Origin of the sequence: Kitasatospora sp. NPDC017646 (genome assembly GCF_044329365.1) — a bacterium.
In the GTDB taxonomy this organism is placed as follows: Bacteria; Actinomycetota; Actinomycetes; order Streptomycetales; family Streptomycetaceae; genus Kitasatospora.
In genome coordinates this window covers 341,927-354,284 of sequence record NZ_JBIRJC010000002.1, presented here as the reverse complement: position 1 = coordinate 354,284, position 12,358 = coordinate 341,927, and the positions used below count along the sequence as shown (strand labels likewise).

The following is a 12,358-nucleotide window of genomic DNA, read 5'->3' as shown; positions in this document are numbered from 1 at the left end:
CCGGGCACCGCGGCAGGGCCGACCCCCCTGAGGCTCGCCGCCGCAGCACATTGCGTCAGTTAGACGATTACACTTCGAGGCATGCCCAATCTCCGTGTCGCCCTGTGCCAGATCGACCCCTGGGTCGGTGACCTCGCCCGCAACGGCGATGAGGTGGTGCGCTGGACGAAGCAGGCCGTGGAGGCCGGCGCCCAGCTGGTCGCGTTCCCCGAGATGGTCCTGACCGGGTACCCGGTCGAGGACCTCGCGCTGCGCCACTCCTTCGTCGAGGCCTCGCGCGGCGCCCTGGTCGAGCTGGCGGGCAGGCTGGCCGACGACGGGCTGGGCGGGGTACCGGTGGTGGTCGGCTACCTCGGGCGCTCCGAGCACGCCTCGCCGCGCTTCGGGCGGCCCGCCGGGTCGCCGCAGAACTGCGCCGCGGTGCTCCACCGGGGTGAGGTGGTCACCCGCTTCGCCAAGCACCACCTGCCCAACTACGGCGTCTTCGACGAGTTCCGCTGGTTCGTCCCCGGCGACCAGCTGCCGGTGCTGCGGCTGCACGGGGTGGACGTCGCACTGGCGATCTGCGAGGACATCTGGCAGGACGGCGGCCGGGTCACCGCCGCACGGGAGGCCGGAGCCGGGCTGCTGCTGGTGATCAACGGCTCGCCGTACGAGCGGAACAAGGACGACCAGCGGCTGGAGCTGGTGCGGCGCCGCGCGGTCGAGGCGGGCTGCGCCCTGGCGTACGTCAACATGGTCGGCGGCCAGGACGAGCTGGTCTTCGACGGTGACTCGATCGTGGTCGACGCGGACGGCCGGGTCCTGGCCCGTTCCCCGCAGTTCGAGGAGCACCTGCTGGTGCTGGACCTCGACCTGCCGGAGGCGAGCAGCGACCACACCGACGGCCTGCTGCTGAGCGACGGACTGCACCTGGTCCGCGCCGAGCTGGGTGGCGAGGCGTCACCGGCCCCCGGCGGGAAGCTCACCGCCGACATCGCGCCGCGGCTGGCCGACGAGGCCGAGATCTGGGCCGCGCTGGTCGCCGGCACCCGGGCGTACGTGGTCAAGAACGGCTTCAGGTCGGTGCTGATCGGCCTCTCCGGGGGCATCGACTCGGCGCTGGTGGCCGCGATCGCGGTGGACGCGGTCGGCGCCGACAACGTGCACTGCGTCTCGATGCCGAGCCGCTACTCCTCCCAGCACTCCCGGGACGACGCGGCCGAACTGGCCCGACGCACCGGGCTTCACTTCCGGACCGTCTCCATCGCCCCGATGTTCGACGCCTACCTGAGCGCCACCGAACTGACCGGTCTGGCCGAGGAGAACCTCCAGTCCCGGCTGCGCGGCACCCTGCTGATGGCGATCTCCAACCAGGAGGGGCACATCGTGCTCGCGCCCGGCAACAAGAGCGAGCTGGCGGTCGGCTACTCGACCCTGTACGGCGACTCGGTGGGCGCGTACGGCCCGATCAAGGACGTCTACAAGTCGCTGGTCTTCCGCCTCGCCCGCTGGCGCAACGAGGAGGCCGAGCGGCGCGGCGAGGTGGCGCCGATCCCGGAGAACACCATCACCAAGCCGCCGTCCGCCGAACTGCGGCCGGACCAGGTGGACACCGACTCGCTGCCGGACTACGACCTGCTGGACAGCGTGCTGGACCGCTACATCGAGGGCGACGAGGGCCGGGACGCGATCGTCGCGGCCGGCTTCGACCCGGCGGTGGTGGACCGGGTGGTCCGGCTGGTCGACACCGCCGAGTACAAGCGTCGCCAGTACCCGCCGGGCCCGAAGACCTCGGTCAAGAACTTCGGCCGGGACCGCCGCCTGCCGATCACCAACCGCTGGCGGCGCGGCTAGGACAGCCCCCACGCATCACTGGAACCGGTAGGTGGCGGCCACCGCGAGGTGGTCGCTGCCGTCCCGGGGCAGGGTGCGGGAGTCCACGGGCCTGAGCCCGCCCTTGCTCATGATCTGGTCGATCCGCGCCATCGGGAACGCCGCGGGCCAGCTGAAGCCGAAGCCGTCCCCGGCCGCGCCCTGGGCCGAGCGCATCTGCGAGGTGACCGGCGCCAGGCTGCGGTCGTTCATGGTGCCGTTGAGGTCGCCGAGCAGCAGGACCTTCTTCACCGGCTCGGCCTGGATCGCGTCGCCGAGCGCCTGCGCGCTGACGTCCCGCTGGTGGACGGTGAAGCCGCTCTCGGCCTTGAGCCGGACGGACGGCAGGTGCGCGACGTACACCGCGACCGGGCCCTGCGGGGTGGTGACCCGGGCCCGGAAGGCCCTGGTCCAGCCGATCTTCAGGTCCACCGGGGAGACGTCGCCGATCGGGTACTTCGACCAGAGCCCGACCGTCCCCTCCACCGTGTGGTACGGGTAGGCCCCGGCGAGCCCGGTCTCGTACGACCGCAGCTGGTTGCCGGCCAGCTCCTGGAGGGCGACGATCTGGGCGTCCGAGGCCACCAGGCCGCGGATGGTGGCCGGCACGTCGGTGTTCCCCGCCTCGACGTTGTGGCTGACCACCGTCCAGTCGCCCGTGCCGCCGCTCTTGTCCGACACCAACCCGCCGAACAGGTTGGCCCACAGCGCGGTGGGCAGCAGCAGCGCGAGCAGCGCGGTGGCGGAGCGGCGCAGCAGCGCGGGGACCAGCAGCACCGGGACGGCCAGGCCGACCCAGGGCAGGAAGGTCTCCAGCAGGCTGCCGAGGTTGCCGACGCCGTTCGGCATCTCCGCGTGGAAGGCCAGCAGCACGGCGACGAGCAGGGCCAGCACCGCGATCAGCAGTCCGCGCCGCCAGGTGTTGCTGCCGCGGGCGTCCCGGCCCCAGTGGCGCAGGCCGAGGAAGCCGCCGGTCCGGTCGGCGGGCGTGCCCGCACCCCCACGGGCCGTGGTCCGCTCGGTGCTGTCCGCCTGCGCCATGCCGTGGCTCCCGTCGCTCGTGCCGCCGCCGGTCCGGTGTCCGGTCCGTGGGGTGCGGGCGCGGTGCCGGACTGGTGCCGGTTTGATCGGATCCGGCTCAGCGTATGCCGGGACAGACGCGCTGCCCCGGGAGCGGGTTCCGGCGTGGCCCGGTTTGGTGAGCCAGGCCACGCCGGGCACGCAGCATGCGCGGAGCGCGCGGCGGGCGGGGGCGGAGCGCGCAGGCCCTAGCGGGGCGCGACGCCGTCGAGGACGGAGTCGACCAGTTTGCGGGACAGCTCCGGGTCGTCCAGGTCGGAGTCGTCCGACAGGATGCTGCGGTAGAGGATCGGCCCCATCAGCAGGTCGCCGAGCAGCTCCACGTCGAGGTCGTCGCGGATCACGCCCTCGGCGACGGCCTGCCTGATCAGGTGCAGCCCGACCTCCCGGCGCGGCCTGATCACCCGCTCCCGGTAGGCGGTGTACAGCTCGGGCAGGGACGCCATCTGGCCGAGCGCGGCCTTGAGGACCCAGCGGGTGCGCTTGGCCAGGCCCCGGCGGCGGATGTGGTCGACCATCGCGATCAGGTCCTCGCGGGCGCCGCCACCGGTGGGGGCCGGGATCGGCTCCTCCAGCCGGCTGACCACGTCGACCAGCAGTGCCTCCTTGTTGGGCCAGCGCCGGTAGATGGTGGCCTTGCCGACGCCGGCGGCGGTGGCGATGCCCTCGATGGTGAGTTCGGACAGCGTGTTGCCGTCGGCCATCAGGTCCTCGACGGCGGTGAAGATGGCCTGCTCGGCGGCCTCGCTGCGGGGCCGGCCGCGGCGTACCGCCGCGCAGGGCTGCCCGGTGTCGGCACTCGGCATGTCCGTCCTCATCCCGGCTGTCTCTCCCTCGCTGGGTCCCGGGCCCCGCGGGCGCCGTGGCGTATCGGTCGGTCCGGTCCACGGGCGGGGTCTCCCCCGTGCCGGGCCGAGGCCCCGCCGGCCGGGCGTACCGGTCGGCAGGGCCATTGTCGCTCAGCCGACCCGCAGGTCAGGCGCCCGCAGGTCAGGCGCCCGCAGGTCGGACGCCTGAGGGTCGGCCTCCGCGGGGCGGCCTCCGCGGATCAGGCCTCCGCGGCCGCGGCCTCCCGCGCCTGGCCCTGCTGCTCGGAGTCCTGGCCCTGCTGTTCGGGGGCCCGGCCACCCGGACCGCCCGGACCGGCCGGGGCCGCGGCGCGGCGCGGCAGCAGGAACCAGGCGACCAGCGCGCCGACCAGCGAGATGCCGACCGAGAGCGAGGCGACCACGTGCATGGCGTGGATGAAGGCGTCGTTCGCCGGGGCGATCAGCGCCTTGCCCGCGCCGTTCGGGATCCGGTCGGCGATGGCCAGGGTGGCCTCCAGCGACTCGCCCGCCTTGTCCCGCAGCCCCTCGGGCAGGTGGGTGAGGGTGTCGGACATCCCGTCGCGGTAGACGGTGGAGAGCACCGCGCCGAGCACGGCGACCCCGAGCGAGCCGCCGACCTGGCGGAAGGTGTTGTTGACGGCCGAGCCGGCGCCGGCCTTCTCGCGGGGCAACGAGCCCATGATCGCGACGGTGACCGGCGGCATGACGTGCGCCATGCCGGTGCCCATCACCAGGCCGAGCACGATCAGCACCCAGATCGGCGTGGTCGCGGTCAGCACCGTGTAGCCGACGAAACCGAGCGCGACCAGCACCATGCCGCCGGCGGCGGTGGCGGCGACGCCGAGGCGCTCGACCACCAGCCGGGCCCGCGGGGCGAACAGCAGCTGGGCGACGGCCAGCGGCAGCATCAGCAGACCGGCCTGGAGCGCGCTGTAGCCGCGCACGCTCTGGATGTAGAAGACGCCGAAGAAGGAGACGCCCATCAGCGCGAAGAAGATCACGCCGACCACGACCACGGAGGCGCTGAACACCTTGTTGCGGAACCAGGTGACGTCCAGCGCGGGGAACGGGATGCGGCGCTCGTACAGGACGAACGCGGCCAGCGCGACCACGCCGAGCAGGGTCGGCCCCCAGGCCGCGAACGCGGTGAAGTCGGCCAGCTCGCCGCCCTTGATGATGCCGTAGATCAGCGCGACCAGGCCGACGATCGACAGCAGCACGCCGACCGGGTCGAGCGCGCCCGGGTTGGGGTCCTTGGACTCGGGCACCAGGATCGCCATCGCTATCACCGCGACGATCACGATCGGGACGTTGATCAGGAAGACCGAGCCCCACCAGAAGTGCTCGATCAGCAGGCCGCCGGTGATCGGGCCGATGGCGATGGCCAGGCCGACCGCGCCGGCCCAGATGCCGATCGCCTTGGGCTGCTCCTCGCGCTCGAAGACGTTCATGATGATCGCCAGGGTGGCGGGCATCGCGAGCGCGGCGCCGACGCCCATCAGGCCGCGGTAGCCGATGAGTTCACCGGGCGATCCGGACATCGAGGACAGCAGCGAGGCGATGCCGAAGACCACCATGCCGGTCAGCAGCGCGAGCTTGCGGCCGAAGCGGTCGCCCAGCAGGCCCGAGGTGAAGAGCAGCCCGGCGAACACCAGGGTGTAGGAGTTGATCGCCCACTCCAGGTCGCTCTGGGTGGCGCCCAGTCCGACCGGGGCGGGGGTCGCGATGGTCTTCATCGCGACGTTGAGGATCGAGTTGTCGAGCACGACGACGAGCAGGGCGAGCACCAGGGTGCACAGGATCGCCCAGCGTCGGCGGTGGATGGCTTCCGGCACACGAGGTGGCGCGGCTGCGGTGGTCATTGGTCTTCCCGTCCGTGTTGGCGTGGCACTGGCGGGCATTTGCGAGTCGCGGACGTCTCGTAACCCCCCGGGGCAACAGACTAGCGGCCAATACGATACGAGACGAGTCCGTTTCGTAAAAAAGCGGCAAAGCCCGGAGGGATGCCAGGGGCCGGTGTGGCGTGGATCGCACCCCGCCCACCGCACCCCTCTTTGCGCTCGCGCCGGGGCGTGCAAGCATGGAGGTGATCCGGGGACGCCGTACGGCGCCACGAGACGACAACCCTTCAGGAGCCCGTTCGATGAACGCTTCTTCGCCTTCGCCTGCCCAGAACCAGGCGGCGAACGCCACCCTCTACGGCGGGGTCACCAACCGCCGCGTCACCGTCCGCGACCTCGCCGCCGCCAAGCAGCGCGGCGAGAAGTGGGCCATGCTCACCGCCTACGACGCCCTCACCGCGGGCGTGTTCGACGAGGCCGGGATCCCCGTCCTGCTGGTCGGTGACTCGGCCGGCAACTGCCACCTCGGCTACGAGACCACCGTGCCGGTGACCATGGATCAGATGGTGATGCTCTCCGCCGCCGTCGTCCGCGGCACCCAGCGCGCCATGATCGTCGCCGACCTGCCGTTCGGCTCCTACCAGGAGTCGCCCGCGCAGGCCATGCACAACGCGGCCCGGCTGATGAAGGAGGCCGGGGTCGGCGCGGTCAAGCTGGAGGGCGGCGAGCGCAGCGCCCGCTCGATCGAGCTGCTGGTCGAGGCCGGCATCCCGGTGATGGCCCACATCGGCCTCACCCCGCAGTCGGTGCACGCCTTCGGCGGCTACCCGGTCCAGGGCCGCGGCGACGAGGCGGCCCACCAGCTGCTGCGCGACGCCAAGGCCGTGCAGCAGGCCGGCGCCTTCTCGGTGGTGCTGGAGGCCGTCCCGGCCGAGCTGGCCGCCCAGGTCACCGAGCAGCTGGCGATCCCGACCGTCGGTATCGGCGGCGGCCCGGAGACCGACGCCCAGGTGCTGGTCTGGACCGACATGGCCGGCATGACGGCGGGCCGGGTGCCCAAGTTCGTCAAGAAGTACGCCGACCTGCGCGGCGTCCTCGGCGAGGCCGCCCGCGAGTTCGCGGCGGACGTCCGCACCGGCGCGTTCCCGGCGGCGGAGCACAGCTTCCACTGACGGGCATGCCCGCTCCTGGGCCGGACGTCGGCGCCGGGCCGAGCGCCCGGCGGCGAGTGAGCGAACAGCGGCAGCGGCCCCGCTCCCAGGTCGGAGCGGGGCCGCTGTCATGCCGGGACCGGCCGTGACAGCGGCCTGACAGCGGGCCCGGGCGCGCGACAGGGGGGTGACAGGCGGGGCGGACAACCTGGAGGCATGACAGGAATCGCCACCGCCCCGAACACGCGGGGAGAAGCCGGGAACGCCGTCGAGGTGCACGGCATCGTCAAGCAGTTCGGCACCACCAAGGCCCTCGACGGCGTCGACCTCACCGTCCGCGAGGGAACCGTCCTCGCCCTGCTCGGCCCCAACGGCGCCGGCAAGACCACGCTGGTCCGCGTCCTCTCCACGCTGATCAGGCCCGACGCCGGCAGCGCGTTCGTCGGCGGCTACGACGTCCTGCGCCAGCCCAAGCAGCTGCGCCGCACCATCGGCCTGACCGGCCAGTACGCCTCCGTGGACGAGCTGCTCTCCGGCTACGAGAACCTCTACCTGATCGGCCGGCTGCTCGACCTCTCCAGCCGCGAGGCCAAGGCCCGGGCCGCCGAGCTGCTGGAGCGCTTCTCGCTCACCGAGGCCGCCAAGCGGACCGCCAAGACCTACTCCGGCGGCATGCGCCGCCGCCTCGACCTGGCCGCCAGCATGATGGGCCGTCCCCGGGTGCTCTACCTGGACGAGCCCACCACCGGCCTGGACCCGCGCACCCGCAACGAGGTCTGGGACGAGGTGCAGCGGATGGTCGCCGAGGGCAGCACCGTGCTGCTGACCACCCAGTACATGGAGGAGGCGGAGCAGCTCGCCGACGAACTGACCGTCATCGACCGGGGCAAGGTGATCGCCAACGGCGGCGTGGCCGAGCTCAAGGCCGAGGTCGGCGGCCAGATCCTCCAGGTCCGCCCGGCCCACCGGGCCGAACTGCCGGAGATGGCCCGCTGCCTGCGCGAGAGCGGGATCACCTCCGCCACCGTCTCCCCCGACGACGGCCTCCTCGCGGTGCCGCTCGTCGACGAGGAGCAGCTCACCGCGGTGATCGGGGTGCTCGGCGGACGCGGCTTCGCCATCGCCGGCATCGACACCAAGGTGCCCAGCCTGGACGAGGTCTTCCTCGCCATCACCGGCAAGCCCACCGCCGACGCGGCCACCGCGCCCGCCGCCGACCTCGTCAAGGAGCCCGTCGCATGACCACCGCCACGCTCACCCCCGCCCGGGTCGACTCCGGGGCCGACACCCGGATCGGCCCGGCCGGCACCCTGCGCCACATCGGCGCGCTGACCCGCCGCAACCTGATGCGGATCAAGGCCGACCCGGAGTCGATGTTCGACGCCGTGCTGATGCCGATCGTCTTCACCGTGCTGTTCGTCTACGTCTTCGGCGGCGCCATGTTCGCCGGGAACCAGGACGCGTACAAGCAGTTCATGATCCCCGGCCTGCTCGGGCAGACCGGCATGACGCTGGCGCTGGCCGTCGGCACCGGGCTCAACAGCGACTTCCAGAGCGGGGTGATGGACCGCTTCCGCACCCTGCCGATCGGCCGGGCCTCCGTCCTGCTCTCCAAGATCGTGGCGGAGACGCTGCGGGCACTGCTCTCCTCCGCGATCCTGCTGACGTTCGCCTTCGTCCTCGGCTTCGAGCTGAAGACCGGCGTGCCGGAGCTGCTGGCCGCGGTCGGGCTGTCGCTGGTGTTCGGCATGTCGATCGTCTGGATCTCGATGCTGCTGGGCATGTCACTGAAGAGCGCCCAGGCCGTCCAGGGCGTCTCCATGCTGGTCCTGATGCCGATGCAGTTCGGCAGCTCGATCTTCGCGCCGACCGACACCATGCCGGGCTGGCTGCAGGCCTTCACCAAGGTCAACCCGCTGTCCGCGCTGGCCGACGCCTCCCGCGCGCTGCTCAACGGCGAGGGGGCGGTGGCCCACCCGGTGATGATCGTGCTGGTCTGGTCCGCCGCCGCGACCGCGATCTTCGCCCCGCTCGCGGTGGCCCGCTTCCGCAAGCGGACCTGAGCGAGCCGGGTGGAGCCGGCCGGCGACCCCGGACAGGACGTCGGCCGGTGGACGGCCGGTCGGGCGGTGACCAGGGGACGGGCACCGCCCGGCCGCGCCCGCGGCCGTACCCGCGGGCGCGGCCGTACTCGGACGGGCCCTAGTCGAGCAGCTCCGACAGCACCGCCTGGGTCTGCTCCTGGGTCATCTCCGCGCCCGCCTCATGGGCCGCCCCGAAGGCCTCCTCCCCCAGCAGCTCGCGCAGCGCGGCCGCCGACCGTTCGCGCTCCATCCGGTCCAGGAAGCCGCCCTTCGGGCCGTTCAGCCCCTTGTGCGCCCCGAGCAGCACCGCCGCCTGCCGGGCGCGCTCCAGGTCGCCGTACCGCTCCGCGAAGGAGCGCAGCACCCCGACCGCGGCGGGCACCACCATGACCGTCATCTGGTCGGCGAACCCGCTCGCGGCCGTCATCTCCAGCAGCCGGCGTCGGCCCTCCCGCATCAGGGCGAGGCCCGCCTCGGGTTCCCCGGCCCGGGCCGTGACCCAGCCGCGGGTGCTGAGCAGCAGCCCGCTCACGATGCCCGGCACGAACCCGCCCACGGTGATCGCTTCGAGTTCCTCCAGCCCGGCCAGGGCCTCCTGGTACTCGCCGCGGTGGGCGTGGAGGCCACAGAGCGTCAGGTGGCCGATCAGCACGGCGCCGGTGGTGGACTGGTTGAGCGCCGGGGAGTCGATGGCCGCCAGCGCCTCCCGGACGATCCGCTCGCCGCGTTCCATGTCCCGCTCCAGCAGGACACTGCCGAGGCTCACCTTCAGCATCGGCACCTCGTGCGGCGCTCCCAGTTCCTCGGCCAGTCCGATCGCCCGCTCGTACGCGGCGGCGGCGCCCTCGGTGTCGCCCCGGTTGGCCAGCGACTCGCCCCAGGCCGACAGCGCCTGGGACACCCCCCAGAGGTCGCCGGCCTGCTCGAACAGCTCCAGGGAGCGCCGGCCGTCCCGCAGGCTCTGCTCCTCGCCCTCCGGCCGGTCGTTCAGCATCCTGGCCCGGACCTGCAGGGCGAACGCCAGGTCGCTCGCGTCGCCGTACCGCTCGCAGCCGCGGACGGCGTCGTCCATCAGGTCCTTCATCAGCTCCAGGCGGCCGGCCAGGAAGGCACTGAACACGCGCATCAGCGCAGGGAACCGGTAGGACTGCGGCAGGTCCTCGGTGTAGACGTCCAGCAGCCGCTCGGCGGTCCCGACCGCCTCCGGATTACCGAGCACGTCCAGGTTCCCCTCGAACAGTCCGATCAGCCCGAACACCGCGAGCAGCCGGCGGGCCTCCTCGACCACCCCCTCGGGCATCGGCACGCCGTACGCCAGCACGTTGCGCTCCAGCGGCACCGGCGGCGGGACGTCCGGGCCGAACGGGTCCGGGCCGAGCGCGGCGATCGCGTTGCACCAGCCGCGCGCCTCCATGCTGTAGCCGCGCAGCGACCAGTACCAGCCCATCCCGAGGGCGAGGACCAGCGCCTGCTCCTCGTCCGCGAGGTCGATCGCGCGGCGCAGCGCGGCCCGGATGTTGTCCTGCTCCCGCTCCAGCACGGCCAGCCAGTGCAGTTGCTGTGGGCCGTGGATGCTCAGGTCGGCGGTGGCGACCAGCGCACGGAAGTGCGCCAGGTGGCGGGCGCCGGTGGCGTGCTGCTCGGCGGCGGACTCGGCGAGGCGCTCGGTGGCGTACTCGTGGATGGTCTCCAACATCCGGTAGCGCGGCTGGCCGCCGTCGTCGCCCAGGTCGGCGACCAGCAGGGACTTGTCGACCAGGGAGAGCAGCAGGTCGGCGACCTCCGGGCCGACCACCTCGGTGCCGTCGGCGCAGACCGCCTCGGCGTCCTCCAGCTGCCAGCCGCCCGCGAACACCGAGAGCCGGCGCAGCACCGCCCGTTCCCGCTTGCCCAGCAGGTCCCAACTCCAGTCGACCACCGCGCGCAGGGTCTGCTGGCGCGGCAGCAGGGTACGGCTGCCGGCGGTGAGCAGCGCGAACCGGCCGTCCAGGCGGTCGGCGATCTGGCGGGCCGTCATCACCCGTAGCCGGGCGGCGGCCAGTTCGATGGCCAGCGGCAGGCCGTCCAGGCGGCGGCAGATCTCGGCACAGGCCTGCGGGTCGCTCCGCGGGTCGAAGCCGGGACGGGCGGCGGCGGCGCGCTCGGTGAACAGCTGCAGGGCCACCGGGTCGGGCAGCGGCTCGACCGGCAGCACCGTCTCGCCGGGCACGCCGAGCGGCTCGCGGCTGGTGGCGAGCACGGTCAGTCCGGGGCACTCGGCGAGCAGGGTGTCGACGAGGTCGGCGGCGGCCTGTATCAGGTGCTCGCAGTTGTCCAGGACGAGCAGCATCCGGCGGTGGCCGCAGTGCTCGACCAGTCGGCGCACCGGATCCTCGGCACGCTTCTCGATCACCTCGGCGACCATGCTGCTGCTGTGCAGCACGATCTCGCGCAGGCCCAGGGCGGAGACCACGGCGGCGGGAACGGCCTCCGGGCTCTCCAGCGGGGCGAGTTCGGCCAACCAGACGCCGTCCGGCCAGTGGCCGGACGCCTGCTCGGCGCGGCCGCTCTCGACCGACAGCCGGGTCTTGCCGGAGCCGCCGGGGCCGGTCAGGGTGACCAGCCGACGGCGCGTCACCATGCTTCGCAGGGCGACGAGATCGGCGTCCCGACCGACGAAGCTGGTCAGCCGTCCGCGCAGGTTCCCCGCGGCGCGCGGGAGTTGGGGAGCGGGAGTCGGGTCCGCCGCGGCCGCGGGGACGGCCGGCTCGGGATGGGGCCCCGCCTCCGCTCGCGGTCCCGGTCGCGGCCCCGGTTCCGTGGACTTGAGCAACTCGGCGTGGAGCGCCTGGAGCCGGCGGCCGGGATCGGCACCGAGCTCGTCCGCCAGGGCGCGCCTGGTGCGCTCGTAGTGGCGCAGCGCCTCGGCGGTGCGGCCGCTCTCGTGCAGGGCCCGCAGCATCAGCAGCTGCAAGGGCTCGTCCAGCGGCTGGCGCTCGCACAACTCGGCGAGCTCGGCGACCAGTTCGGTGGCCCGGCCGAGTCCGAGGTCGGCGGTGATCCGGTGGCGGCGGACCTCGTCCCGCTGGGCCTCCAGCCGGGCGGCCGGGCCGGCGCGGTCGGGCAGGTCGGCCAGGGCGGGGCCGCGCCACAGCGCCAGGGCGGCGCGCAGCCGTTCGGCGGCCAGCGCGTGGTCTCCGGCGTCGAGGGCACGACGGCCCTCGGTGCTCAGCCGCTGGAAGTCCGCGAGGTCGGTGTCCGGGCCGGTCAGCCAGTAGCCGGCCGGGCCGGAGCCGATCCGCTCCCGGCCGATGGTGCGGCGCAGCCGGCCGACCAGGGTCTGCAGCGCGGCGGAGGAGTCCTGCGGCGGCTCGGCCTCCCACACCTCGTCCACCAGCAGGTCGGCCGGGACGGGCCGGCCCTGCCGCAGGGCGAGCGCGGTGAGCAGCGCCCGCAGCCGGGCGCCGCCGAGCGGGACCGGCGTGCCGTCGTCGTGGTGGGCCGTGGTGGTGCCGAGGATGCCGTAGTGCACCGGTCCA

Annotated in this window: 8 protein-coding genes; 4 read left to right on the top strand and 4 right to left on the bottom strand. The window is 73.3% G+C overall.

Annotation, left to right across the window (positions count from 1 at the left end; all coding sequences use genetic code 11):
• Nucleotides 1-81: 81 nt before the first annotated feature.
• On the top strand, nt 82-1,836 hold the full coding sequence (locus ACH4J0_RS04705; protein WP_396236231.1) for an NAD+ synthase: 1,755 nt from the start codon (nt 82-84) through the stop codon (nt 1,834-1,836).
• 15 nt (nt 1,837-1,851) lie between these two features.
• Here the strand turns inward: ACH4J0_RS04705 and ACH4J0_RS04700 are convergent, their stop codons facing one another.
• From ACH4J0_RS04700 to ACH4J0_RS04690, 3 genes are all read right to left on the bottom strand, one after another.
• Nucleotides 1,852-2,895, bottom strand: coding sequence for an endonuclease/exonuclease/phosphatase family protein (locus tag ACH4J0_RS04700; RefSeq protein ID WP_396236230.1), 1,044 nt, complete (start codon nt 2,893-2,895; stop codon nt 1,852-1,854).
• Between the two features lie 227 nt (nt 2,896-3,122).
• Nucleotides 3,123-3,740: a TetR/AcrR family transcriptional regulator gene (locus tag ACH4J0_RS04695; RefSeq protein WP_396236229.1), complete on the bottom strand. Its 618-nt coding sequence runs from the start codon at nt 3,738-3,740 to the stop codon at nt 3,123-3,125.
• Between the two features lie 242 nt (nt 3,741-3,982).
• Nucleotides 3,983-5,626, bottom strand: a complete 1,644-nt coding sequence (locus tag ACH4J0_RS04690; protein ID WP_396236228.1) for a DHA2 family efflux MFS transporter permease subunit — start codon at nt 5,624-5,626, stop codon at nt 3,983-3,985.
• A gap of 281 nt (nt 5,627-5,907) precedes the next feature.
• On the opposite strand from ACH4J0_RS04690, the gene panB reads away from it, so the two are divergent.
• The 3 genes from panB (at nt 5,908) to ACH4J0_RS04675 (ending at nt 8,819) form a co-directional block, all read left to right on the top strand.
• Nucleotides 5,908-6,777, top strand: coding sequence for a 3-methyl-2-oxobutanoate hydroxymethyltransferase (gene panB, locus ACH4J0_RS04685; RefSeq protein ID WP_396236227.1), 870 nt, complete (start codon nt 5,908-5,910; stop codon nt 6,775-6,777).
• 195 nt (nt 6,778-6,972) lie between these two features.
• Nucleotides 6,973-7,998: an ATP-binding cassette domain-containing protein gene (locus ACH4J0_RS04680; protein ID WP_396236226.1), complete on the top strand. Its 1,026-nt coding sequence runs from the start codon at nt 6,973-6,975 to the stop codon at nt 7,996-7,998.
• A complete protein-coding gene (locus tag ACH4J0_RS04675; RefSeq protein WP_396236225.1) occupies nt 7,995-8,819 on the top strand; it encodes an ABC transporter permease in 825 nt (274 codons plus the stop codon). Before ACH4J0_RS04680 ends, ACH4J0_RS04675 begins: the two co-directional genes overlap by 4 nt.
• Before the next feature lie 139 nt (nt 8,820-8,958).
• Here ACH4J0_RS04675 and ACH4J0_RS04670 read toward each other — a convergent pair whose 3' ends face one another.
• Nucleotides 8,959-12,351, bottom strand: coding sequence for an AfsR/SARP family transcriptional regulator (locus tag ACH4J0_RS04670; protein WP_396236224.1), 3,393 nt, complete (start codon nt 12,349-12,351; stop codon nt 8,959-8,961).
• Nucleotides 12,352-12,358: the final 7 nt, after the last annotated feature.